Here is a 24,404-nt window from a genome sequence, read left to right on the forward strand (position 1 = left end):
CTCAGCTGCCGCCGGACATCAGGCCGATGATTCCGGAACCGAGCCAGTAGATGCCGACCGCTCCACCGACCACCCAGAGGATCATCCGGGACGTCGTCGGGGGAGTGCGGGGTTTCTTGGCGGGCTTGCCGGATTCGGCGGATTTGCCAGAGTCGGCGGAATTGTCGGTCACCACACGAGCCTAACGATTCGCATCCGCTGCGCCGATCAGGCCTCGAGCACTCGGGCGGTCAGACGCCGCTGTCTCATCGCGAGGAACAGCGGGAAGGTAAACGCGAACGCGGTCACCCCGGACAGGACGATGTACAGCCAGGCGCGACGCATCCCGAGCCTGCGCGCCTCCATGATGATGAAGACGGACCCGGCGACGGCCACGACGAGCAGGTCGACGGTGATCGACGAGACCGCCGGCCCGCTCGAGACGAGGTCGCCGATGAAGTCGCGCAGCTGGATGATCGCGAGCGCATTGAAGATCCAGGTGCCGATCAACCCCGCGATCGCGAGCGCGAGGTAGGCGATGGCGAGGGGTGTCCAGTTGCGCGTCATGCGTCGATCATGCGCCAGCTGGGATCTTTTGTCTCGCGGGGAGACGCGCTCAGGCGAGGAGTGCCACGCCCATCGCCGCCGTGGAGGCTCCCATCGCGATGAGCTGGCCGCGTTCGAGCACGGAGGCGCGGGCCTCGCCATCATGTGGCGTCCCGGCGGCGATCACCGAAACGAGACCGAAAAGCAGAGCGGATGCCGCGGCCACCAGTCCGAACGGGGCCCCCGTCGAGTGGTGCGCGGCCGCTGCGACCGGGGCCGAGGCATCCGGAATCATCGCGAGCACGAGCGTGGCCATCACGACCAGGCCGAGCGTTGCGTGCACCGTCATGATCGTGGAGGGCACTCTCGCGGCGGGAACGGGCACTCTCGCGGCGGGAACGGGCACTCTCGCGGCGGGAACGGGCACACTCGCGCCAGCTCGGACACGCGCTGCCCGGCCGCGGAGGGCGGCCAACCCGATCGCCGCGACGATCAGGACCGCCGCCCACGCGGCTGGCGCTACGACGCCCCACAGCACGACGTCGAGCATCGCGACGAGCATGAGGACGGATGCGGCGAGCTCGGGCGCCCGTGCCCGGCGGCGATCGGCGGCGATGCAGCACGCCCCGATCGCCGCCGGCGCGAGTGCGCCGAGGTGCAGGATCTCACCCACGCGCGGGGTTCAGTGGCCGTGCGACGAGTGGCCGTGCGACGCGTGGTCGTCGTGCGCGCCGTGGGCGGCAGACTCGTGCGCGTGACCCGCGTCGTGCGCCGAGTGGGACTCGTGCGCGTGACCCGTTCCCGCCGAGCAGTGATCCGACATGGCGGGCGCCGGGACGTTCAGAGTCGGGTTCCGCTCGAAGAAGTTGTACGGCTTGAGCGTGAACTTGGCGTAGTCCATCGGCATGACGGGCCAGTCCTCGTTGCGCGGGAAGTGCGTGAGCCCGAACGTGTGCCACAGCACGACGTCCTCGCCGACGAGCGGCTCGTCGCCCGCGATGTAGGCCGTCACTCCGTCGCCGCCGGGGTTCTGGTTGACGAAGTCGCCGGCCGCGTACCGTTCGGCCGGGTCGTACTTCGTCACGAACAGGTTCTTCGTGGCGAATTCGGCGCGCCGGGCGATCGAGGACGAGCCATCCGCCATCAGCGTCGGCGTCTCGGTCGGGAAGAGCACGTACGACGTCGGTTGGCCGAGTTCGGTCGTCTTCTCGGTGGACGCGATCTGCCACACCCGGTTCACGGCACCGTCGGCGACGCGGCCCGAAACGGCCTCGGACATGATGGGCGTGACCTTCTTGGTGAAGGCATTGCCCGCCGGGTTGGTCTCCGACACGGGCAGGCGCACGGCGTCGATCTCGTTGACGACGTTCGACAGGCCGTCGACCGTCATATCGAGGCGCGCCGAGAACAGGTGCTGGTGGTAGGGGGCACCGAGCCCCGGAGCGACCTGCGACGCGAACGGGTAGGCCGTGCCGTCCTCTGCATCACCCGGGAACGACGACGTGAACAGGATGCCGGTGAGCTTGGCCTCGCACTCGATCGTGCCGTCGAGGTAGAGGTACCAGTAGAAGCCGTAGTCGTAGTTGCCGACCGTCGTGAAGAACGAGATCACGAGGCGCCGAGAGCGGCGTACCTCGTGCGATCCGGTGAAGATGTCGGTGTGCTTCCAGAGGGTGCCGAAGTCCTCCTCGTGCATGCAGATGCCGTTGTCGATCGTTCGGGGCATCCCGAGCTCGTCGGGCAGCACGGCGTCGAAGTACTGGATCTCGCCGACGCAGTCGCAGCCGAGCGCGAGCGAGTTCGTGTAGCGGCCGAACATGTACTCGCCGGTGTCGAAGTAGTTCTGCCAGAAACGGTTCGGGTGCGGGTCGGCGTACGGCACGAGCATCTCGTTGATCGATCCGCGGTACATGACCGGACGGTCCACGCCCTTGTCGGCGAACGAGAGTTCGCGCAGGATCAGGCCCTCGCGCATGTCGAAGCCGATCCGCAGCTTCCAGTTGCCCCACGAGACGTGTTCGCCGTCGACCGAGAAGCTCGGCCCCTCGGGCTGCGTGATGACGATCGGTTTCAGACCCTCGAGCGGCGGCCCCTGCAGCTCGGGGTCGTCGAAGTTGCCGTGCGTCTCGGGCACCGCGAGGCCGGGGGTGTCGATGATCTCGATCACGCGGCGGTCGGCCGTGTCGATGTAGGCGGTGAGACCGTCGACCGGGTGCGCCCAGGGGTGGTCGGACGGGTGGTCCATACGGAAGACGAAAGACCGGACGATGCGGCGTCCCTCTTCCGCGACGTACCCGTAGTGGCCGGCCGAGAGCGGGACGGCGACGACCTGGTCGATCGAGAGCCCGCGCGCGGCGAGGGCGGCGAGCCATCCCTCGTCCTCGGCGAGGATCAGTCCGACGTCCTCGAATTCGGCGTCGAGGATCGGCAGCTGTCCCTTCGAGCCGTCCAGGACCGTGCTCGAGAGCGTCTCGCCCGTCGTGATCGACACGATCGAGTCGGTCGAGCGTCCCGTCGCCATGTCGAGCAGCTGTACCCGCGCGCGACGGTCGGGCAGCGGCGCGTCGCCGGCGTCCCAGCCCAGCACCTCGCCCTTGGTGGGCTCTTCGAGCCCGACGTAGGCGAAGCGCATCGTGGTCGTGAAGTCCGGCCATCCCAGCACGACCGTGCGGACGGCCTCGATCTCGACGACAGAGAGCGACGACAGCGGGTGGGCGGGGGCCTCGGGTGCGACGTAGGCGGCGGATGTCTGGATGTCGGTGATGCTCATGAGTGTCTCCTGGGTGGGGCGGGTCGCTTCGACAAGCTCAACGACCGGGGTTGTGGTCGGGGGTCAGCCGGCGATCGAGTCGGTCAGCTTGGCGTAGGCGGCCGGGCGGCTCTTCTTGATCCACCACGCCTGCACGTAGCCGAGGACCGGGAAGATCACGATCAGGGCGAGCAGGAACCAGCTCACGGCCCCGAATACCGGGGTGCCCTCGGCATCCACGTCGCCGACCATGATCGGGAAGTACGCGGCGATCAAGATGGCTGAGGCGATGAGCCCCAGCAGCCCGAGCGCGGGGGCGATGATCGTGTTCCACGGGCGACGGTCCTTGCGGGTCTTCGCGAAGTACGCGATCACCGCGACCGAGGTGAGCGCCATCAGGATCGCGATCGCGAGGGTGGCGACGCCGGCGAACCAGGTGAATACCTGCAGGACCGGGTCGAGGTTCAGCGCCGCGAAGACCGCGATCAGCACGACCGCGGTGACAGTCTGCACGAGCGAGGACACGTGGGGCGAGAGGTGCTTGGCGTGCACCGAGCCGAGGCGGTCGGGCAGCACGCCGGCGTTCGCCATGGAGTGCTGGTAGCGCGTGACGACGTTGTGGAAGGACAGGACGCAGGCGAACATCGCCGTGATCAGCAGGATGTTCACGCCGATCTCGCCCGCGACGCCGAGGTAGCGCGCCATCGTGGTGATGATGAAGGTGCCCGGGTCTTCGGCGACGACGTCGACGACGCCATCCGGTCCCCACGCCATGATGAGTGCCCACGACGCGAGTGTGTAGAAGACGCCGATACCGATGACAGCCGCGTAGGTGGCCCGGGGGATCGTCTTGTTCGGGTCTTTCGCTTCGTCGCGGAAGATCGCCGTGGCCTCGAAGCCGATGAAGGCGGCGATCGCGAACATCAGGCCGACTCCGGGCGAGCCGCTGACGACGTTGGCGGGCTCGAAGGGCGCGAGGCTCAGGCCGTCTTCACCACCGGTGAACATGACGGCCGCGACCAGGATCAGCACGATGCCGACCTCGGCGATGAGCAGGACGCCGAGAACCTTGCTCGAGAGGTCGATGTGACGGTACCCGAGGATTCCGACGAGCGCGATGACACCGAGCGAGAACAGCCACCAGGGCAGCAGCGGCCCGCCGAGGGACTGGATCGTGACGGAGAGGATGTACCCGATGTATCCGTACACCGACACCTGGATGGTCGTGTACGTCAGCATCGCGATCCAGGCGCTCGCCAGGCCCGTGGAGCGACCGAGGCCGTACCCGACGTACGTGAAGAAGGCACCGGGCTTGGGCACGTGCCGCGTCATCGCTGCGAGGCCGACCGAGAACAGCACGAGTACGACGGCACTGATCGCGTAGAGGGCCGGGAATCCGACTCCGTTGCCGATCAGGATGCCGAGCGGAGCCGCGCCGCCGATGACGGTCAACGGAGAGGCCGCTGCGACGACCATGAAGACGATGGCGGTCACGCCGAGCGAACCCTTCAGGGTGCGCTTGGCGGATGCCTCGACTCCGGGGGACTCGAGTTTGGTCATGGGGTGTCCGATCTGTGGGGGGATCTGTCGTGAGGTGCGCGGATTGACCCGAGCTTGGCGGCGGCCGATTGCCTGGCCGTCTCGACCGTGTGAAACCTCTCCGTTGCGGTGTGGGACGCCCGCCCGGCGGCGTCTCATTCGGTGACACACGGTCGAAACACGCGGGACGCGCTGTGGCAACCGGCCGTGCGTACCGTGAGCCGCAGCGGGAAGGAGATGACGTGACGGCACTCGATCGGGCGATTGCGCGTCCCGCTCCCGTCCGCGACTTCGGTGCGCGGTCTCCTCTCGACGGCCTCGACCGGCGAAGTGTCTCGTTCGCCGATGTGTTGGCGCAGTCGGTTGCCGCCGTTGCACCGTCCGCGGCCGCGACGACGGTGGTGGTGCTGGTCGCGGGGGTGGCCGGCGTCGCCACCGTCCCCGCGATGCTCGCGGCGGGTCTTGTCGCCCTGATGGTCGCCTCGACGATCAACCAGTTCACGAAGCGGATGGCCGCGGCCGGGTCGCTGTACACCTTCGTCTCGAAAGGGCTCGGCTCGGGGGCGGCGCTCGCCGCGGGCGCCGCCATTGTCATCGGCTACGCGTTCATCTCCGTTTTTGCCCTGCTGGGCGGCGCGCACTACCTGACGATGCTGCTCCGGGGGCTGTGGCCGGGTTTCGGTGGAATGTGGGACGTCGCGGCCGTGCTCGCGGCGGAGGCCACGGTGCTGGCTCTCGTTCTCGTGCGGGGCATCCGCGTCTCGTCGCGGGTCGCCCTCGTCGTCGAACTCGTTTCGGTCGTCATCATCCTGGTGCTCCTCGTCGTGCTCCTGGTGCAGATCGGACCCCTGGATGTCTCGGCCCTGGTTCCGACCGAGGGCTTTTCGATCGCGGGCTTCGCCGCGGGCGCGGTGCTCGCGTTGACCGCCTTCGTCGGCTTCGAGAGCGCTGCGACACTCGGCGTCGAGGCGCGCGCGCCGCTGCGCAACATCCCGCGGGCGATCGTGACGACGGTGCTGCTGGCGGGAGGGTTGTACCTGCTGGCCGCGTACACGCAGGTCGCCGGGTTCCATGCTCTCGGCCGGGAATTGGCGGGCAGTGATTCGCCGGTCAACGCCCTCGCCAGCGCCTACGGGGTCGCGCAGCTGGGTGTGCTGATCGACCTGGGCATCGCCGCATCCTTCCTCGCGTGCGCGATCGCCTCGACGACCGCGCTGACCCGCGTATTGTTCGCGCTCGGGCGAGACGGGATCGCACCGCGTGCTCTCGGCGGCGTGCACCGGCGTTTTCGTACGCCGATCGGAGCGATCGCCGTCGCGGTGCCGGTTGTCGCGATCGCTCCGATAGCGGCCGTGCTCGCGGGCGTCGGGCTCTGGGACGCGATGGAAGCGGTCATCGCCGTCTCTGCGGCGGGCTACATCGGCGCCTACGTCCTCGTGTGCGTCGCGGCCCCCGTCTTCTTGCGCAGAATCGGAGAGCTGACCTTCCGGGCCGGATTGGCCGCTTTCGCCTCGGCCCTCCTCCTCGCGGCGGGGCTCGTCGCGTATCTGGTCTTCGAGGGTGTACGCGGAAACCCCGGCGCACCGCTGGCGCTTATGGTGGCGGCAGTCGCGACTCTCGTCGTGGCCTGGCGCAGACGTCGGGGCGAGGCATCCCTCGCCGGAATCGGCGCCTACGACGAACCGGTCGCCTCGGAAGTACTGGGCGGGGTCGCGCGGAGACCGACGGATGCCTGAATCGCGCATTCGCTCGGACCCCCACCCGACGGACGATCTGTCGGCCCGCCAACCCCGCGCGATCCACAGTGCGTTGACGTTGCTCGAGGCGGTCGCCGAGCTCGGTGCGGGGGCGACGGCCCGCGAGATCTCGGACGCGCTGGGACTGCCCAAAGCAACGACGTACCGCCTCGTGAATCTGCTCGTTCAGGACGGCTTTCTCGTGCGCACCCCCGATCTCTCCGGCTTCGCGCTCGGCGCCAAGGTCGTTCATCTCGCTTCTGTGGCGGCGCCCGTGCGGCTGCCGTCGGCGGCGCGGGATCTGCTCACCGCCGCCCGCGACCACGTTCGCGGGGGAGTGCACGTCGTGCTGTACCCCGAGGGGCGGGTGAGTCTGGTCGATCCGGACCCGGACTTCCCGTTCAGAGATCCCGTGCGACTCGCTCGCGATCCCGGCCGGTTCGCGCTCGGACGTCTGCTGCTGGCCGAGGGTGGGGTCGCGGCGGCGCGCGCAGAATCGGCGGACCTTGTTGCCGCGGCAGCTGACATCCGCAGGTTCGGAGTCACGCGCCAGATCGGCGAGCTGGTGCCGGGATTCGGATGTCTCGCGCTGCCCATCCGCGATGCCGCTGGGGCGCTCGCCGGCGCGTTGGGCTTCTCGGGCCCCGCCCATCGAGTGGAGGAGCCATCCGGGGTCATCCGTTTGCTCGCGCCGACCGCGGAGCGCCTGGCGCCGCTGCTGACCTGACCCGCTTGTTGAGCTCAGGCGAGCAGGCGTCCGCTGGCGTCGAGGACGAGACCACGAGGCAACACGCCCGCAAGCGTCGCGGCGACCGCGTTCGTGCCGCCCGAGACGATGCTCGGCGGCGTGCGGCGACGATCGAGTGCGCGCAGCGCGGTCGTGACGACCTGCGCGGGGGATTGCACGCGGCCCTTCGCCATGTCTTCAGCGTCCGCAATCTCGAAGAACTCGGTTGCCGTGGCGCCCGGGCTCACGGCGAGGACGCGCAGGCCCGAGGCGCGGGTCTCGTACGCGATCGCCTCGGTGAAGCTCAGCACGAAAGCCTTCGAGGCCCCATACGCCGCCATATGCGGGGTCGGCTGATAGGCGACGACGCTCGAGATATTGACGAGCACGCCGCGCCCGGCGGCGACGAGCCGCGGGAGGAAGGCGTGTGTGAGGGCGACGAGGGTCGAGACGTTCAGCTGGATCATCTCGGCGACCCGCGAGTGATCGGCGTCCACGAAGTCACCGCGCATCCCGAAACCGGCGTTGTTGATCAGACTGTCGACCAGGATGCCGCGGCGTTCCAGTTCGTCGTGCAACTCGGCGGCCGCTTCGTCACGAGCAAGGTTCATCGCGATCGGCGTCGCCGTGATCCCATGCCGCGCGCCGAGCTCGGCCGCAAGTTCGTTCAAGCGGTCCTCGCGGCGGGCCACGAGGACGAGGTTCGCACCGCGCGCGGCGAGAGCGTCGGCGAACGCGGCACCGATGCCCGAGCTCGCGCCCGTGATCAGGACGGTCGTGGCGGTGAAGTCGACAGGCATGGTCGCCACACTAAGCGCCCTCGCATGTGCGGGGGCCGTTAGCGTTGACGGATGCGCCGTCCCACACCCGACCCCGTTGCCCCCGGACAGGAATCGGTGTGGGACTACCCGCGCCCACCCCGAGTCGAGCGGGTCGACGCGGCGGTGACGATCGTCCTCGGCGGTGTCCGGATTCTCGACACCAGCGATGTCGTGCGCGTGCTCGAGACGAGTCATCCGCCCGTCTATTACGTGCCGATCGTGGACTTCACCGAGGGGGCCCTCGTACCGGCCGCGGGATCGTCGTTCTGTGAATGGAAGGGAGCGGCGCGATACCTGGATGTGTGTGGCGGCGAACGCGTCGTGCCCCGTGCGGCCTGGAACTACCCGAATCCCTCGGCCGGGTTCGAGGTTCTGTCCGACCGCGTCGCACTGTATGCGGGTGAGATGGATGCCTGCACCGTTGCGGGCGAGCGCGTCGTCCCGCAACCGGGAGGCTTCTACGGCGGATGGATCACGGCGGCCATAGCCGGTCCTTTCAAGGGTGTGCCGGGCTCGAACGGGTGGTAGGCCCGGCTGGTCGCTTCGACAGGCTCAGCGACCGCGCGTGAGGCTCAGCCACCGCGCGTGAGGCTCAGCGACCGCGGGGTGCTCGGCCCGTCACCCGCGGGCCCGCGTTAGCGTGGAAGCATGAGTAACCAGGTAGAAAAGGCCCAGTCCCTCGAGCAGTTGCACACCGCACCGGAGATCCTCCGGGTCGTGAACGTGTGGGATGTCGTATCGGCGCGGGCGGTCGCGGCGTTGCCCGAGACGAAGGCCCTCGCCACTGCGGGGCACTCGATCGCGGCGACCTTCGGTTACGAGGACGGCGAGAACATCCCCCTGGACGTCATGCTCGACATGGTGGGGCGCATCGTCGCCGCGACGGATCTGCCCGTCAGTTCTGACCTTGACGCGGGCTACGGCAACGCGGGCGAAACCACGCGACGCGCCATCGGCGTGGGTGTCGTCGGCGCGAACGTCGAAGACCGGCTGCGTCCGCTCGACGAGTCCGTCGCGAACGTGCGCGCCATCATCGCCGCGGGCGAGTCCGAGGGTGTTCCCTTCGTCCTGAACGCGCGCACCGACGCCTTCGTCCGCGCGGGAGATCGTCCCCGTGAAGCATCGATCGCCGACGCGATCGAGCGTGGGCGGGCCTACCTGGACGCGGGCGCGAGCCTCGTCTTCGTACCCGGAATCCTCGATGCCGAGACGACCCGCGAGCTCGTGGCAGGCCTCGGCACGGGCAAGCTGAGCGTGATCGGGCTGCCGGGCTCACTCTCGGCCGCCGAGTACGAGGCGCTCGGGGTGGCGCGAATCTCGTACGGTCCGATGACGCAGCGGGTCGCCCTGACGGCCCTGCAGGACGTTGCGATCGACCTCTACGCCGACGGGCTCATCCCGTCGTCGACGCGCGCCCTCAACTGACGCTGGAATAGCGCGCGGCCGGCCGAGGTTCGCATGGGCGTGGAAGCGCTGGCCGTCGACGTCGTCGTGATCGGTGCGGGTCAGGCCGGTTTGTCGGCTGCTTACCACCTGAGGCGCCGCGGATTCGTCCCGCTCGACACCTCCGCGTCGGATGCGTCACCGGACGCGCGTACGTTCGTCGTCCTCGATGCGAACGACGGACCCGGGGGTGCTTGGCAGCATCGCTGGCAGTCGCTCCGAATGGGGACGGTCAACGGGATCCACGAGTTGCCCGGGTTTGCCGTGCCGCCCGCGGATCCGACGGCCGCGAGCCGACACATCCTGCCCGACTATTTCGCCGAGTACGAGCGGCGCTTCGACCTGCGCGTGCATCGCCCCGAGCCCGTTCGGGCGATCGAGCGCGAAGACGACGATCCGCACGGGCGGTTGCGGGTGCGGACGGAACGGGCGACCTATTCTGCGCGCTACGTGATCAACGCCACGGGCACATGGACCAAACCGTTCTGGCCGCACTACCCCGGCCAGGAGCGCTTCCGCGGACGCCAGCTCCACGTTGCCGACTACGTGTCGGCTGATGAGTTCGCAGGTCAACGGGTCGTGATCGTCGGGGCAGGGGTGTCTGCGATCCAACTGCTCGACGAGCTCTCACACGTCGCCGACACGTTCTGGGTCACGCGCCGCGAGCCGGAATGGATCGACGACGACTTCGACATCCCCGCGCGCGTCGCGGCGATCGCCGGTGTCGACGAACGCGTGCGCCAGGGGCTCGCGCCGGGGAGTGTGATCTCTGTGACCGGGATGCATTGGACACCCTGGGCGCGGGCGGCCGAGGCGCGCGGTGTGCTGGTGCGGCATCCGATGTTCGTGTCGATGGAAGAGCACGGGGTGCGCATGCCGGACGGGTCGTTCGTCGCGGCCGACGCGATCCTGTGGGCGACCGGCTTTCGTGCCGCTCTCGACCACCTCGCACCGCTGCGGATCCGCGTTCCGGGCGGCGGCATCCGCGTTGCCGACAGTCGCGCGACCGACGAACCGCGCCTGTTCATGATCGGGTACGGCCCCTCGGCCTCGACGATCGGCGCCAACCGTGCCGGTCGCGTCGCCGTCGCAAAGATCGTCTCCGAGATGGATGCCCACCTCGAAGATTCCGCCGGGGCGCTACACGGCGCGTGAGAGCGTCGCGTGTATGCGCTGCAGATCCTCGAGCAGCGAACCGATCAGTATCCAGTGATCCGGCGACGGGGTGGGGATCGCCAAAGGAGCGGTGAGCGCCGGGCCCGTGGCGTCGCCCGTATCGATCGTTTCCGTCGGGGCGGTGTCAACACCCCTGAGGTCGAGGCGGACGTCATGTGCGGCCCGCCGCAACTGGTCGGCTATCGCCCGGACGGTGGGCTCGTCGGCGATCGTCGGGTCATAGTGGTCATAGAAGGCGCGGGTCATCCCGATGACCTGAGTGACCATGGGTCCGAGGCGATCGAGCACCGAACCGAGGCTCGCCAGCTCTTCGCGGTGACGGCGCGCCCGGGGGTTCAGGGTCAGGGATTCGCGCCCCGCCGCGATCGCGTTCTCGGCCGCGTCGCGCATCGGCCGCATCAGCCGGGCGGTCAGCAGGAGCTCTTCGAGATCCGCTCGTGAACGCGGATGTTCAAGGGCCGATGCCAGACGCTCGAGGGATGCGGCCACTTCTTCGCCAAGCGCATCCACGGCGCGATGGGCGGGAGCGACCGCGACGGGCGGGACCAGGATGACGTTGACGATGATTCCGATCGCGGCACCGATGATCGTCTCGAGCACGCGGTCCAGCGCGTATCCCGGAGTCGCGGCGCCGAGAGAGAGGACGAGGAGCGCGCTGATCGCCACCTGGTTTGCGGTTCCCGAGGTCGCGCGGGCCAGCCAGGCGACGATCAGCGCGACGACGATCGAAACGAGGATGACCCAGGTGTACTCGCCGAAGGCGATCCCGAGCGCCGACGCGATGACGACGCCGACGATCACCCCGACGCTCCGCTCGATGGCCTTGCTGAACGACTGGTTCAGGCTCGGCTGCACCACCAGCAGGGCGGCGATCGCGGCGAAGACGGGGGGCGGACCCTGAACGATCCAGTCCGCGATCAGCCACGCCGAGACCGTTGCAACAGCTGACTTGGCGACCTGCAGAACGGGTGCTCGGTGCGGGGCACGGATGGCGGATGACACGCGCATCCCCCCACGGTATGCCGGTACCGGCCCCCTGGGTGCGGGGCGCGCATAGGCTGGATCGTTCCGAACGATCGAGGAGGCTCGCATGTCCCGGATTCTGATCATCGGCGGTCACGGCAAGGTGGCCCGCCTGCTCACCCCGCTGTTGGCCGCACGCGGAGATGGGGTTTCGGCCGTCATCCGCAACGCTGAGCACACAGCCGATGTCGAGGGGGATGGCGCGACCGCCGTCGTCGCCGATGTCGAGAGCCTCGACCGCGCAGAACTCGCCGCGCTGTTCGCCGGCCACGACGGTATCGTCTGGGCGGCGGGCGCCGGCGGGGGAGACCCCGAGCGGACGTACGCGATCGATCGCGACGCCGCCATCCGTTCGATGGATGCGGCGGACGCAGCCGGGGCGAAGCGCTACGTCATGGTGTCGTACTTCGGTGCCGGGCCCGATCACGGGGTACCCGCGGACAACTCGTTCTTCGCCTACGCCGAGGCGAAGGCCGCCGCCGACGAACATCTGCAGCAGACGGGGCTGGATTGGACCATCCTCGGCCCGAGCGGTTTGACGCTCGACCCGCCGACGGGACGCATCGACGTCGGCGGCGAGTCGCGGACGGTCGCGCGAGCGGACGTCGCGGCGGTCATCGCCGCCGTCCTCGCGGACCCGTCAACGGTCGGTCAGACGATCGAGTTCAACGCGGGTTCTACCCCGATCGCCGACGCCGTCAAGGGCTGATCCGACTCACTCGGCTCGCGACAGCATCGCGGGCGCGTGGACGGCGATCCAGTCCATGAGCGGCAGCATGCGCTCCATCATGTCTCGGCCGAGATCCGTGAGCGCGTACTCGACGCGCGGTGGGACCTCGGGGTAGGACTGCCGGTTCACGAGTCCGTCGGCCTCCAGCGTGCGCAGGGTCGAGGCGAGCATCTTCTCGCTGATCCCCTCGACCTCGCGCCGCAGGACTCCCCACCGCCGGGTCCCCTCGCTCAGTGCGAGCAGCACGAGGACGCCCCATTTGCTCATCACATGGTCAAGCACGGTGCGCGTGGGGCACCCGTCCGTGAATACGGCGTCGCCGCTTGAAGTGCGGATGTCCGCAAGACTTACGCTCATGTAGGTACCTTACCGAAAGGTGGGTACCCCATGAATGGAATGCGCGCTGCGATGGGAGATGTTGGCACAGGAGACATCCGTCGCATGAAAGGGAATCACATGACCTATCTCGTCACCGCCGCCAGCGGACATCTCGGCCGACTCGCCGTCGAGTCCTTGCTCACTCGCGGAGTGGACTCCGCGGAGATCGTCGCGGGAGCCCGTAATCCGGAGCGGATCCAGGATCTTGCGGCGCGAGGCGTCCGTACGGTCGAACTCGATTACGACCGGCCCGGCACCGTCGCGGCGGCCCTCGAGGGGATCGATCGGATCCTGCTCATCTCGGGTTCCGCTCCTGGCGCGAGAGTTGCGGGTCACCTCAACGTCATCGAAGCGGCGACCGCGGCAGGGGTGGAGCGAATCGTCTACACGAGCGCCCCGCAGGCCACGACGTTCGACTGGGCGCTGGGAGCCGACCACCGCGCCACGGAAGAGGCCATCACGGCGTCGGGGCTCCCCGCCGTGATCGTCCGCAACAACTGGTACACCGAGAACTACGCGGGCGACCTGGAGCGTGCGGCCGAGTCCGGGGTGATCGCGTCCTCCGTGGGGGATGCGCGCATCGCGAGCGCGAGTCGGGTCGACTACGCGGCGGGCGCCGCCGTGGCGCTCGTCGAAGAGGGACATGTCGGAAACGTCTACGAGTTCGCCGGCGATGTCGCATGGACCTTCGACGACCTGGCCGCGGCGGCATCGGTCGTTCTCGGTCGCGAGGTCACGTACCAGCGCCTGACGAGCGAGCAGCTTGCAGCGGGGCTCGAGGCCGCAGGCGCGGACTCGGGAACGGTGGGCTTCGTCGTCGGGCTCGACCAGGCGATCGCCGGTGGCGTGCTCTCGGGCACGGACGGAACGCTGGCGCGGCTGATCGGTCGCCCGACCACGCCGCTCATCGACGGGCTCCGCGCGCTCCGCGGCTGATACGTCGCCCAGCTGCGACCGGCGGCCCTCGTCGTCGTCCACCGACCTATCGTGGAGGGATGACAACGGGGGCCGCGGCACCGGCCGAGGGTGAGCGACCCGACTACGCCGCCTTCATCAGCGCTCGACGCGACGAGATCACCGCGCGGCTGAACCTCGTCGACTCGCAACTGATCGGCATCCGTGGTGCACGCGCAGAGTGGACGGACGACGAGCACGACCCGGAAGGGTCGACGCTGATCACGGAGTGGTCGCGGGCCGAGGGACTGCGCGGTGAGTACCTGGCCGAGCTCATCGAGCTGGAGCACGCGCGAGAACGACTCGAAGCGGGAACCTACGGTCGGTGCGCACGCTGCGGCGAGCAGATCGTCGAGGGACGTCTGCGGCGAGTGCCGGCGGCAAAGATGTGCGTGCCATGTCTCGGCGCGTCGCGCTGAGCCTCGCTACACTCACACCCAAAGCCACCTCGTCGGAGACTTTCGCCGCGGGGCGGAGACCGGGGCCGCCGAAGGCAGGGACCGCAGTGGGGACTGAGAACAGAGCGTTGGTGGGCGATGCCCTCGAGCTCGTCGTGGTGGGCGTGGGGCCTTACCTCGATCGCATGCTCGCCGATCACGCCAGCGCGCGCGGCATCGACGCCGGACCTATCGTCGATCGTGACCTGGTGAGCATGCTCGGCGTGCTCGCTGGAGCGCCGGCTTTCTCCGGTGAAGAAGCGACGGCGAACGCCCTCGCCGGCTACGCACGCGAGCTGCAGGCGGTGTGGGATGCCTGGGCGCGCATCCGTCCGTTCGATGCGGCAGAGACGTACCGCGCCCTGGACACAGCCGCGCGCCTGCTGCAGACCGTCGGGGCCGATGACGAGGCATCGATCGTTCGCGAACTCGCCACCGTCCCCCTCGCTCTCTTCGCCGCACGCGTGCTCGCCGAGTACGTGGCGGACGATGCTGCGTCGGAGGACGAGTCGCCCGCGCCGGACGAGTCTGCTGCCGCTGCTCAAGAGGACGAGGCGGATGCTCCTCACGACGAAGACGTGATCGACACCGTGGATGAGGAAGCGGTGGATGAGGAAGCGGTGGATGAGGAAGTCGGCGACGACCTGATTCGCCCCGTTCGACTCCGTGCCGTGAACCATCCCCGACACGCGGAGCGCGTCGAAGACGCACGTGCCCCCGCATCCATTCGAGCACTGCGCGCGGTCGATCCCGCCCTCCCGCTCGTGACCTGGTCTGAACTGAGCGACACGATCACGGCGCTCTTGGCGACGGGGCGCCTCGATCCACAGGTGCTTGCGGGATTCACACGCCGTAGCCTCGACGAACGAGCACGAGCCGCTGTGGCGGGCGCATTGGGACGCGGCGTGACGATCCGGCCCGAGCACGTCGCCTGGGTCGTTTCGGTGCTGCGGACTCGATACGCCGGAACGGCGCGCATCACGCGAGCTGCAGCCACGGCGCTCGTCGCCGAGTACATCGCCGAGTTGGCCCCCCGTGCAGGTGTCGATCCGAGGCGCGTGCGTCAGGACATGATGGCCTGGGTGGACGTCGAGCGCGCCTGATCCGCCGTCGTCCTGGCACACTTGCCGAGGGCCTGTCTCTCGACGTGACCCTGAGACCCGGGAAGGAGCGCGACGGTGGCCGAATGGCTGGTGCTCATCGCGCTCGGTTTGACCGTGGCCTTCACGACGATTCCGATCGTCACAACGATCATCGTCGTCCTCTCCGCCGGTGCTTCACGTCCGGGATGGCTCATCACGATCGGTTACGCGGCCGCTCTGCTCGTGATCGTCGGACTGTTCGCGGGTGTGCTGCACGCCGTGCGCCTGCCGAAGTTCGGCGACGAGACGTTGATCGGCTGGCTCGAGATCGTCGCCGGTGTGCTCATGGTGGTGCTCGGAATCATCCAGATCGTGCGGCGTCGCACCTCGCCGCCGCGCTCGTCGCCTCTGGTGCGCGGTGTACGCAACCTCACGCCGACGCTGACCGTCGCGCTCGGGGCCAGCTTCGCCATCCATCCCGAGGCGCTTCTGCTCACCGCCGCCGCGGCAACACGCGTCCGCCACGAGGACCCGCCCCTCTGGGTCCTGGTGATCATGTTGGCGGTCTTCGTGGCCGCCTCCGTGTCCACCGTCGCGGGCATCACGGTGCTGTTCTCCGTTGCGCGCGGAGGTGTGCGCGCCCGGATGGAACGATTCCAGGATTGGATCGAGCGCGATTCCGGAGCCGTGATGTCGGTGGTCCTCCTGCTCGTGGGAGTCTTCGTGCTGCTGCTCGGCACCGGCAATCTCGGCTGGCCCGGGATACGTCTCTAGACGAAGAGCGGGCACACTGCGGGCGACGGCGGCGTTCTGATACCCTTGACTGTCACTTCTGTGACGTTCTCGCCGCGCATGCGCGGCAACAAGAAATCCGCTTCGCCCGGCCCCGGGCATCCGTTCGTCCATATGGCGTTGGGATCAGGGTCGGAGCCCGACCATACAACCAACAAGGACAACCCACTACATGACTACCGCAACGACCGCCACGGCTCCCAAGCAGGTCGCGATCAACGACATCGGATCTGCTGAAGACTTCCTGGCCGCGGTCGAGAAGACCCTCAAGTTCTTCAACGACGGAGACCTCATCGAAGGCACCGTCGTGAAGATCGACCGCGACGAGGTCCTCCTCGACGTCGGGTACAAGACCGAGGGTGTCATCCCCTCGCGCGAACTTTCCATCAAGCACGACGTCGACCCCAATGAGGTCGTCAAGCTCGGCGACGCTGTCGAGGCTCTTGTTCTCCAGAAAGAGGACAAAGAGGGACGCCTCATCCTGTCCAAGAAGCGCGCTCAGTACGAGCGTGCCTGGGGCGACGTTGAGAAGATCAAGGAGAACGACGGTGTCGTCACCGGTCAGGTGATCGAGGTCGTCAAGGGCGGTCTGATCGTCGACATCGGACTCCGCGGCTTCCTGCCCGCCTCGCTCATCGACCTGCGTCGCGTCCGTGACCTCACGCCGTTCCTCGGCCAGGAGATCGAAGCGAAGATCCTCGAGCTCGACAAGAACCGCAACAACGTCGTTCTGAGCCGCCGCGCGCTGCTCGAGCAGACGCAATCGGAGTCGCGCACGAACTTCCTCAACGCGCTGCACAAGGGTCAGGTCCGCAAGGGCGTCGTCTCGTCGATCGTCAACTTCGGTGCGTTCGTCGACCTCGGTGGCGTGGACGGCCTCGTGCACGTCTCGGAGCTGTCGTGGAAGCACATCGAGCACGCCAGCGAGGTTGTCGAGGTCGGCCAGGAGGTCACCGTAGAGATCCTCGAGGTCGATCTCGACCGTGAGCGCGTCTCTCTGTCGCTCAAGGCGACGCAGGAAGACCCGTGGCAGGTATTCGCCCGCACCCACGCGATCGGTCAGGTCGCGCCGGGTAAGGTCACCAAGCTCGTTCCGTTCGGTGCGTTCGTTCGCGTCGCGGACGGCATCGAGGGCCTCGTGCACATCTCTGAGCTGTCGGGCAAGCACGTCGAGCTCGCCGAGCAGGTTGTCTCGGTCGGCGAAGAGGTATTCGTCAAGGTCATCGACATCGACCTCGAGCGTCGCCGCATCTCGCTCTCGCTCAAGCAGGCCAACGACTCGATCGACCCGTTCGGTACCGAGTTCGACCCGGCTCTGTACGGTATGGCGACCGAGTACGACGAGAACGGCGAGTACAAGTACCCCGAGGGCTTCGACGTCGAGACGCAGGCGTGGAAGGAAGGCTTCGACGCCGCCCGCGAAGCATGGGAGCAGGAGTACGCCGCTGCCCAGGCTCGCTGGGAGCACCACAAGGCTCTCGTCGCCAAGGCCGCCGAGGCCGAGGCTGCGGCGCCCGAGGCATCCGCGTCGTCGTCGTTCTCGAGCGAGTCGGCCGGAGCAGGTACGCTTGCTGACGACGAGTCGCTCGCGGCTCTTCGCGAGAAGCTCGCCGGCCGCTAAGCCGCGATTTCGCAACAACCGACAGGGGTCGGGGCCTTCGGGCCTCGGCCCCTGTGGTCGTTGAGCGAGGCCCCAAGGGCCGAGTCGAAACGCCTGCGGCGTTCGCTTCAGCCCCGGCGCACCTCGACGCGGGGCCGCACCGCGACATCCGTGATCTGCACATCGGCCGGTGCGTCCACGACGTGCCGCACTTCGCGGGCGACAGACTCCGGCCGGATGTAAACCTCGGGGTCGTACGTGCCGCCGGCCTCTGCCACCATGGTGCGCTGCATGGCGGTATCCGTCGGTCCCGGCGCGACCGTCACGACGCGGACGCGGTGCTCTTGCTCGTCCAGGCGCAGCACATCGGCGATCGCGCGGAGGGCGAACTTCGAGGCGGTGTAGATCGCGCTGCCGGCCGATGGTCGCGTGCCCGATCCCGACCCGATGAAGATGACCGTGCCCTGGGCGCGACGAATGAGCGGCAGCGTCGCCCGAGTGAGCAGCGCGGGCGATATGACGTTGATACGCAGCTGTCGTTCCCAGTCGTCCTCCGTCGCCTGTTCGACCGACCGAACGTCGGCGATTGCGGCGGCGTGCACGAGAACATCGAGACGATCCAGTCGGGCCGCCAGCCGCTCGACCGCCGCGGCATCGGTCAATTCCACGACCTGTGTTTCGGTTCCGGTCTCGGAGGCCAGCCGCGTCAGCGCATCGACGTCCCGTCCGACGGCGATCACACGGTGCGTGCGTGTGAGGTCCCGCACGATCGCACCGCCGATGCCGCCCGAGGCGCCCGTCACAAGAGCGAGAGGACGGGAATCGGATGCGGGGGCTGATTGTGCACTCATGCAACCTGTATACGCGACCGGTCTGCGCAATGACGGGAGCGGGCGGGCGATAACGTGATGCCATGACCGATGCCGTACCGCCGTCCGCCCCCGCTTCTCCGGATGCGGACACCCCCCGGCGCGCACCGTTGGTGCTCGCCGCGCTGATTCTGGCGGCGCTGGTATGCAACATCAACCTCGCGGCAGCGAACATCGCGCTGCCGGACATCGGTGACGCGTTCGGTGCCGGTCAGACATCCCTGAATCTCGTGGCGCTCGGGTGTTCGCTCGGGCTCGCGATGTCCGTGCTCTACCTGGGGGCCTTGGCGGACCGCTACGGCCGGAAACAGCTGCTGATGCTGGGGCTTGCGCTCACGCTCGTGGCGAGTCTCTTCTCGGCCTTCGCGCCCTCTGTCGAGCTCCTGATCGTCGCCCGCATCTTCACGGGGATCGCCGCGGGGATGGCGTACCCGACGACACTTTCGCTCATCACGGCGCTGTGGGCCAACGGTCCGAAACGCACCGGCGCCATCGCCCTCTGGTCGAGCGTCAGCGCCATGGCCACGGTCGTCGGCTCGGTGCTCGCGGGTCTTCTCCTGCAGATCTTCTGGTGGGGGTCGGCTTTCCTGCTCGCTCTGCCGTTCGCGGCCGTGGCGCTCGTACTCGTCGTCATCCTCGTGCCCGCTCACGTGAAGGAATCCAGCGACCCGGTCGACCATCGCGGCGGGGTGCTCGCAACTCTCGCCATCGCCGCGCTGGTGCTCGGCATCAGCATGGTCTTCGCGCCCGGTCAGGTGCTCACCGGCGCGGTCCTGCTCGTCGCGGCACTGGTTCTGCTGGTGCTGTTCGGGTGGCGTCAGGCCGTGACGAAGCATCCGCTCTACGATCTGCGCGTCGCGCGGCGGCGCCTCTTCTGGGTGCCGGCCGCCGCCGGGACCATCGTGTTCGGCTCGCTCATGGGGGCGATGTTCGTCGGTCAGCAGTTTCTGCAGAACATCCTCGGATACAACACCCTCGCGGCCGGGCTCGCGGTCGTTCCCGCGGCCCTCGGACTGCTGGCGATCGCCCCGATCTCGGCGCGCCTGGTCACCTCGCACGGCTCTCGGGTGACGATGCTCGTCGGTTACGCGCTCGTGTTCGTCGGATTTGTGACCATGCTCTTCTGGCGTGAACAGACGCCGTACCCGCTGATCGGCTTCGGATTCCTCGTGATCGGTGCGGGAGCGGCGTTCGCGATGACGCCCGCCTCACGCGCTCTGACCGAGAGCACGCCCGTCCGTCGCGTGGGCATGGCCTCTGCGACCTCCGATCTGCAACGCGACCTCGGCGGCTCCATCATGCAGGCCCTGCTCGGCGCGATTCTGGCGAGCGGCTTCGCGGCTGCTTTCGCGCGTTCGATCGCCGCGAGTTCCGAGGCCTCGCAGATCAGCGACAGCGTCACGCGGGCGCTCCAGGCATCCTTCGCCTCGGCGCTGCACGTCGCCGATCAGTACCCGCAGTACAAGACGGAGATTCTCGCCGCGGCGAGTCACAGCCTGGTCTCGGGCGCTCTCGCGGCCTACCTCGTCGGCGCCATCGCGATCGCACTCGGCGCGTGCCTGGTGGCGTTCTTCCTTCCCCCGCATGCCCGGGAACGCGAGCTGGTGGCCCAGTACGAAATGCAGGACGCGTCGGTCACGCCAGATTCGAGGGATTTCGTTGCGCCGAAGCGGGGGTAGCGGTCTGCGTGGCTCGCACTTCGGCGGCCCCCGGCGCGGTAAGTTTCAGCAATGACCTCCGACGCCGCACTAGCGCGTCGGTCGCGTATACACGACAGTGTTCGCGAACGCACGGTGCTGCAGAATCAGGTTCTGCTCGCCAGCATCGTTCTGCTCGGTGCGCTGGTGATCATCGCCTTTGGCCAAGCTGGCGATATCGATGCCTTGGTGCTGGGTATGGTCGTCGTGTTCGCCGCGACCGGCGCCGCTCTCGTCGTGCCCTGGAACCGGTTCCCCCCGATAGTGGCCGCGGTCATCCCCGCAGCGGACATCGTCGCGATCGCGATCCTGCGTTACGCCTCGCCCGAGTCCGGACTGGGGCTGCTGTGGGCGTTCCCGGCGATGTGGATCGCCTACATGTACGGACTCATCGGAACCGTGCTCGCGGTGACCAGCGTCTCGGCACTCTTCTGGGTCCTGCTCGCGATCAGCCCGAGCAATGTGCTGACCGCGACGACTCTGTTGTTGCCGGTCTCGGTCGCAGCTGTCGCAACCATCGCGTACCTGGCATCACGTCGCTCGTGGGCTCAGCGCGAGCTGCTCGACAAACAGACCCGCAACCTGGAGCGTTCGGTCGAGCGAGCGCGGCGCCAGGAAGACATCGTCACGGATGCTCTGGACGCGGTCGACTTCGGTGTGATCCGTATCTCACCGGACGGTTCGCTCGCCGTCACGAACGAGGCGCACGCTCGGCTTCAACGCGCGAGGTCCAAGGGTGCAGAAGCCGCCGCTTTCGGCGCGGATGGCGTCACCCGGATGCTCGCCGACGAGATGCCCCTGGCCCGCGCTCGCGCAGGCGAGCTCTTCGAGAACGAGCTGGTCTGGTACGGCGAACCGGGTGACGACTCCCGTCGCGCGCTGAGCATGACCGCTCGTCGCATCCAGGACGTCAACGGTCAGGATGCCGGCACCATCGTGATCTCTCGCGACGTGACGACGGAAGAGCTCGCCCTTCGTGCGCGCGAAGACCTCGTGGCATCCGTATCGCACGAGCTGCGCACGCCGTTGACGTCCATCATCGGATACCTCGACCTCGCCCTGGACGAAGATTCCCTCGCGCCGACGGCACGACGAAGCCTCGAGGTCGCCGAGCGCAACGCGACCCGTCTGCTCGAACTGGTGTCCGACATCCTCACCGTGTCCGCAGCGTCCCGACAGGGCGTGGACCTCACCGTCACACCGCAGATGTCGGATCTGGCGGAGGTGGTGATGGCGTCGATCGAGGCGGTCATTCCTCCGGCGGGGGAGCGACGCATCACGATCGATGCTTCCGGCGTCGAACCCGCGATGGCGTATGCGGATCCGCACCGTATCCGTCAGGTGATGGACAATCTGCTCTCGAACGCGGTGAAGTACAACGACGACGGTGGTCACATCGAGGTGGGTCTCACTTCCGACGGCCTGCACGCCTGGATCATCGTCCGCGACGACGGCCCGGGTATCAGCGAGCAGGAGCTGCCGCGTCTGTTCGAGCGCTTCTTCCGCGCGGATGCCGTCCGCAAGACGACGACGCACGGAAGCGGGCTGGGGCTCGCCATCACGCGAGACATCGTGCGCGCCTCCGGCGGCGAGATCACCGTCCAGACACGAGCCGGCGAGGGAGCGACGTTCATCGTCCGACTGCCCGCCACCGACCCGCGGGGAGAAGCCTGATGGTCTTCGACATGTTCTCGATCTCGATCTGCACGGCGGTCGTCGTGGTCGTCGCGGGGGTGCAGTTCGTCCTCGACACCGTGCTGCGACGCGACACGGGCGCCGGTCGGATCTGGTCGCTCGCCTTCATCGCGGCCATCCTGACGACCCTCTGCTACCTGGCTTGGGTCGCCTCGGGCGAGGCGGGACTCGCCATCGCGATCGGTAACGCGTCGTTCGTCGTGGGAACAGGCTGCCTATGGGTGGGGTCCCGCAGTTACAACGGTCGCTCGTTGAAAGTCTCCGCATGGATCGTCGCGGGGTCTGCCGCTGCGGCGTTCATCGCGACCCTCGTCGCAGGACCGGACGGCGGGGACTGGGCGGGAGCGCTCGTGATGTTCATCGCTCTCGCCGTCCTGGCGGGCTTGGGTGCGGTCGAGTCGCGTCGTGCGGCGATGGGGCGCAGTGCCTCCACGGTCGCGCTGACGCTCGTGCTCGGCGCGCAGAGCCTGTACTACGTCGCACGCTCCATCGTCTTCGCGCTGCTAGGCCCGACGGATGAATTCTTCCTGACGTGGTTCGGATCGATCACGACGTCGTTCCTCACCATCATCCTGACGATCGTGGCCGTCGTGTCGATGTCGGTGCTTCGGTCCGGGCAGGCACGCCTGCGCGGGCGCGGCGACAGCACGACCCTGCTCCTGGATTCCGACGGGCTGTACGACGACGAGTCGTTCGCCAAGCTGTTCGGCGACCTGACACACCGGGCCGCGGCATTCAGCGAGCGGATCGCTGTGATCTCGGTCCGACTCGTTGATCTGCCCCAGATCGCGACCGCCTTCGGCACCGTCGAGGCGCAGGACATCGCGCACGCGTGGCGGGTCGGTACGCGTCGCTACGCGCCCACCTCGGCGATCGTCGGCCACGCGGGATCGACGGGCATCGTCATCGCTCTGCAACCGTCCTCGATTGGGGACGCGCGCCGCGTCGCAAGCCGGATACACCGTCGTCTGCTGGACGACTTCGGGTCGATCGGAACGTCGGTGGTTCCCGTTCTCGGTGTGGGCATCGCTGTCAGCGACATCGCGGGCTACGACTCGGAGGCGCTGTTGACAGCGGCGAACGACGCGGCCGTGCGCTCGGCTTCGAGTCCGGATGCTTCCGTGATGATCGCCGGCGCCGTCTGAGTCCGAGCCCGCACGGAACGAGTTCAGACGCCGAACGAGTTCAGGCGCCGAACAAGTTCAGGCGCCGATAGTGATCAGGCAGATGTCAGGCGGTAGCCGACGCCGCGGATCGTCTCGATCCAGCGCGGCTTCGCCGCAGATTCGCCGAGCTTGCGCCGGAGGTTCGCGACGTGTACCTCGATCGCGCGCACATCGTGTTCGCTCACGAAGCCGCTCCCGCCCGCGTATCGTTCGCCACGGAGCATGAGTGCGAGGTCGTCCTTGCCGACGACACGGCGGCCGGCCGAGAGGAGGTCCGCCATGATGTCGAACTCGCTGCGCGTCAATTCGACTTCTGCACCGTCGACCATGGCGATGCGCATCTCGGGATGAAGGCGAAGACCGCGGTGCTCGTACCATCCGTCGGAGTCATCCTGTTGCGACGCAGCGGTCGGTGTGCTGTTCGCCGCTGCTGCCGCGGCCACCGCGGAGGGCGCTGACTCGATGGGGGTGACCGTGGCCGGTGCCGCGGTGCGCGGTCGCCGCATCATGGCCTCGATGCGGGCTCGGAGCTCTCGCGGGCGGAAAGGCTTCGTGACGTAGTCATCAGCCCCGGCCTGGAGTCCCTGCAACGTGTCGATCTCGTCGGCACGGGCGGTGAGCATGACGATGTAGGTGTCGCTGACCTCGCGAATCCGCTTGGCCGTCTCGAAGCCGTCGATTCCGGGCATGCTGACATCGAGGGTCGTCACGACCGGTTGGTGCTCTCGAACCAGCTCGATCCCGTCCATGCCAGAGGATGCCGCGTGCACCACAAATCCGGCCTGCTCGAGGACCTGCGAGATCAGCACGCGTATGTCCGTGTCGTCCTCGATGACCACCGCGACGCCCGAGTTCGACACCAACACCCCTCCTGGCCAGGCACGCGTGACGGAAGGTGCGCTGACTTCGGTGATGATATCCCAGAAGACTCTTCTGAATGCTTCCCCAGGCATTCGTGTCCTAACTGTCGAGGGGTGGATGCCGCGGGCTGAGACCGATTCGGGTGGTCTCGCGCGCGACGAGTTGGTACATACGGGCCCGCCGCCGTCCAGTCCCTGTGCTCGACGTCTCCCCAGACGTGTGTCGTTGCATGGCGTGCTGAACCCGTCAGGACTCAGAGGCATGCGGTCGCGAGCGACGTGGTCGGACGGCTGGCGCCGGCACCGATGTATCGAATAGCGAGATCCCCCCGGCTCTCGCTCTTCTCTTTACTGCTGCCCGAGAATCCAACGCCCCCCGCGTCGTTTTCTCGTGCTGTTTATTCG

At 68.0% G+C, this 24,404-nt stretch carries 25 protein-coding genes; 15 read left to right on the plus strand and 10 right to left on the minus strand.

The window, feature by feature from the left end; translation table 11 throughout:
- Position 1 precedes the first annotated feature (1 nt).
- From CGU34_RS17085 to CGU34_RS17630, 3 genes are read right to left on the minus strand one after another with little or no spacing between them, the layout of a single operon-like run.
- Positions 2-172, minus strand: coding sequence for a hypothetical protein (locus CGU34_RS17085; RefSeq protein WP_198517647.1), 171 nt, complete (start codon positions 170-172; stop codon positions 2-4).
- Positions 173-207: 35 nt separating this feature from the next.
- Positions 208-546, minus strand: coding sequence for a DUF2834 domain-containing protein (locus CGU34_RS01745; RefSeq protein WP_100813076.1), 339 nt, complete (start codon positions 544-546; stop codon positions 208-210).
- A 49-nt stretch (positions 547-595) separates the two neighbouring features.
- A complete protein-coding gene (locus CGU34_RS17630; protein WP_157811190.1) occupies positions 596-874 on the minus strand; it encodes a hypothetical protein in 279 nt (92 codons plus the stop codon).
- Between CGU34_RS17630 and CGU34_RS17635 the strand changes: the two genes are divergently transcribed.
- Complete coding sequence (locus CGU34_RS17635; protein WP_369122017.1) at positions 873-1,283, plus strand: hypothetical protein; 411 nt, start codon at positions 873-875, stop codon at positions 1,281-1,283. The genes CGU34_RS17630 and CGU34_RS17635 overlap by 2 nt on opposite strands.
- On the opposite strand, the gene CGU34_RS01755 is transcribed toward CGU34_RS17635, so the two are convergent.
- Together CGU34_RS01755 and CGU34_RS01760 are read right to left on the minus strand one after the other, a co-directional pair.
- Entirely contained in the window at positions 1,208-3,295 is a 2,088-nt protein-coding gene (locus CGU34_RS01755) for a primary-amine oxidase (protein ID WP_100813078.1), read from the minus strand. The two genes, CGU34_RS17635 and CGU34_RS01755, sit on opposite strands and share 76 nt — an antisense overlap.
- 63 nt (positions 3,296-3,358) lie before the next feature.
- A complete protein-coding gene (locus CGU34_RS01760) occupies positions 3,359-4,834 on the minus strand; it encodes an APC family permease (protein WP_100813079.1) in 1,476 nt (491 codons plus the stop codon).
- Between the two features lie 221 nt (positions 4,835-5,055).
- On the opposite strand from CGU34_RS01760, the gene CGU34_RS01765 reads away from it, so the two are divergent.
- Positions 5,056-6,549, plus strand: a complete 1,494-nt coding sequence (locus CGU34_RS01765) for an APC family permease (protein ID WP_100813209.1) — start codon at positions 5,056-5,058, stop codon at positions 6,547-6,549.
- Complete coding sequence (locus CGU34_RS01770; protein WP_100813080.1) at positions 6,542-7,276, plus strand: helix-turn-helix domain-containing protein; 735 nt, start codon at positions 6,542-6,544, stop codon at positions 7,274-7,276. Before CGU34_RS01765 ends, CGU34_RS01770 begins: the two co-directional genes overlap by 8 nt.
- A gap of 14 nt (positions 7,277-7,290) precedes the next feature.
- Here the strand turns inward: CGU34_RS01770 and CGU34_RS01775 are convergent, their stop codons facing one another.
- Positions 7,291-8,076 carry an SDR family NAD(P)-dependent oxidoreductase gene (locus CGU34_RS01775; RefSeq protein ID WP_036298550.1) on the minus strand — a complete coding sequence of 262 codons (786 nt, stop codon included), beginning with the start codon at positions 8,074-8,076 and terminating at the stop codon, positions 7,291-7,293.
- 51 nt (positions 8,077-8,127) lie between these two features.
- Between CGU34_RS01775 and CGU34_RS01780 the strand changes: the two genes are divergently transcribed.
- From CGU34_RS01780 to CGU34_RS01790, 3 genes are all read left to right on the plus strand, one after another.
- Complete coding sequence (locus CGU34_RS01780) at positions 8,128-8,625, plus strand: DUF427 domain-containing protein (RefSeq protein ID WP_100813081.1); 498 nt, start codon at positions 8,128-8,130, stop codon at positions 8,623-8,625.
- Positions 8,626-8,745: 120 nt separating this feature from the next.
- Positions 8,746-9,522 carry an isocitrate lyase/PEP mutase family protein gene (locus CGU34_RS01785; protein WP_100813082.1) on the plus strand — a complete coding sequence of 259 codons (777 nt, stop codon included), beginning with the start codon at positions 8,746-8,748 and terminating at the stop codon, positions 9,520-9,522.
- A 33-nt stretch (positions 9,523-9,555) separates the two neighbouring features.
- A complete protein-coding gene (locus CGU34_RS01790) occupies positions 9,556-10,695 on the plus strand; it encodes an NAD(P)-binding domain-containing protein (RefSeq protein WP_100813083.1) in 1,140 nt (379 codons plus the stop codon).
- Here the strand turns inward: CGU34_RS01790 and CGU34_RS01795 are convergent.
- Positions 10,681-11,724 carry an FUSC family protein gene (locus CGU34_RS01795; RefSeq protein WP_036299850.1) on the minus strand — a complete coding sequence of 348 codons (1,044 nt, stop codon included), beginning with the start codon at positions 11,722-11,724 and terminating at the stop codon, positions 10,681-10,683. The genes CGU34_RS01790 and CGU34_RS01795 overlap by 15 nt on opposite strands.
- Before the next feature lie 82 nt (positions 11,725-11,806).
- Here CGU34_RS01795 and CGU34_RS01800 point away from each other — a divergent pair, with 82 nt between their 5' ends.
- Entirely contained in the window at positions 11,807-12,448 is a 642-nt protein-coding gene (locus CGU34_RS01800; RefSeq protein ID WP_036299851.1) for an SDR family oxidoreductase, read from the plus strand.
- 6 nt (positions 12,449-12,454) lie between these two features.
- Here CGU34_RS01800 and CGU34_RS01805 read toward each other — a convergent pair whose 3' ends face one another.
- Positions 12,455-12,826 (minus strand): winged helix-turn-helix transcriptional regulator, encoded by a 372-nt coding sequence (locus tag CGU34_RS01805; protein WP_036299852.1) that lies wholly within the window; start codon positions 12,824-12,826, stop codon positions 12,455-12,457.
- Positions 12,827-12,925: 99 nt separating this feature from the next.
- On the opposite strand from CGU34_RS01805, the gene CGU34_RS01810 reads away from it, so the two are divergent.
- The 5 genes from CGU34_RS01810 to rpsA all read left to right on the plus strand — a co-directional run bounded on the left by CGU34_RS01810 (position 12,926) and on the right by rpsA (position 17,733).
- Positions 12,926-13,783: an SDR family oxidoreductase gene (locus CGU34_RS01810; RefSeq protein ID WP_100813084.1), complete on the plus strand. Its 858-nt coding sequence runs from the start codon at positions 12,926-12,928 to the stop codon at positions 13,781-13,783.
- Between the two features lie 59 nt (positions 13,784-13,842).
- The gene (locus tag CGU34_RS01815; protein ID WP_100813085.1) at positions 13,843-14,220 is read left to right on the plus strand and encodes a TraR/DksA family transcriptional regulator; all 378 of its coding nucleotides are present in this window, start codon (positions 13,843-13,845) and stop codon (positions 14,218-14,220) included.
- A 110-nt stretch (positions 14,221-14,330) separates the two neighbouring features.
- Complete coding sequence (locus CGU34_RS01820; RefSeq protein ID WP_100813086.1) at positions 14,331-15,341, plus strand: hypothetical protein; 1,011 nt, start codon at positions 14,331-14,333, stop codon at positions 15,339-15,341.
- A 75-nt stretch (positions 15,342-15,416) separates the two neighbouring features.
- Positions 15,417-16,094 (plus strand): GAP family protein, encoded by a 678-nt coding sequence (locus CGU34_RS01825; RefSeq protein ID WP_100813087.1) that lies wholly within the window; start codon positions 15,417-15,419, stop codon positions 16,092-16,094.
- 190 nt (positions 16,095-16,284) lie between these two features.
- Positions 16,285-17,733, plus strand: a complete 1,449-nt coding sequence (gene rpsA / locus CGU34_RS01830; RefSeq protein ID WP_036297343.1) for a 30S ribosomal protein S1 — start codon at positions 16,285-16,287, stop codon at positions 17,731-17,733.
- Positions 17,734-17,840: 107 nt separating this feature from the next.
- Here rpsA and CGU34_RS01835 read toward each other — a convergent pair whose 3' ends face one another.
- Positions 17,841-18,563, minus strand: a complete 723-nt coding sequence (locus tag CGU34_RS01835) for an SDR family oxidoreductase (protein ID WP_051513232.1) — start codon at positions 18,561-18,563, stop codon at positions 17,841-17,843.
- A gap of 62 nt (positions 18,564-18,625) precedes the next feature.
- Between CGU34_RS01835 and CGU34_RS01840 the strand changes: the two genes are divergently transcribed.
- From CGU34_RS01840 to CGU34_RS01850, 3 genes are read left to right on the plus strand one after another with little or no spacing between them, the layout of a single operon-like run.
- Entirely contained in the window at positions 18,626-20,260 is a 1,635-nt protein-coding gene (locus CGU34_RS01840; protein ID WP_100813088.1) for an MFS transporter, read from the plus strand.
- A gap of 51 nt (positions 20,261-20,311) precedes the next feature.
- Positions 20,312-21,952, plus strand: coding sequence for an ATP-binding protein (locus CGU34_RS01845; RefSeq protein WP_232711488.1), 1,641 nt, complete (start codon positions 20,312-20,314; stop codon positions 21,950-21,952).
- Positions 21,952-23,118, plus strand: a complete 1,167-nt coding sequence (locus CGU34_RS01850; RefSeq protein ID WP_036297339.1) for a hypothetical protein — start codon at positions 21,952-21,954, stop codon at positions 23,116-23,118. The genes CGU34_RS01845 and CGU34_RS01850 overlap by 1 nt, the downstream gene beginning before the upstream one ends.
- 74 nt (positions 23,119-23,192) lie before the next feature.
- On the opposite strand, the gene CGU34_RS01855 is transcribed toward CGU34_RS01850, so the two are convergent.
- Positions 23,193-23,999 carry a response regulator transcription factor gene (locus tag CGU34_RS01855; RefSeq protein ID WP_232711489.1) on the minus strand — a complete coding sequence of 269 codons (807 nt, stop codon included), beginning with the start codon at positions 23,997-23,999 and terminating at the stop codon, positions 23,193-23,195.
- Positions 24,000-24,404 lie beyond the last annotated feature (405 nt).

The organism is Microbacterium lacus (assembly GCF_002812805.1).
Classification (GTDB): Bacteria; Actinomycetota; Actinomycetes; order Actinomycetales; family Microbacteriaceae; genus Microbacterium; species Microbacterium lacus_A.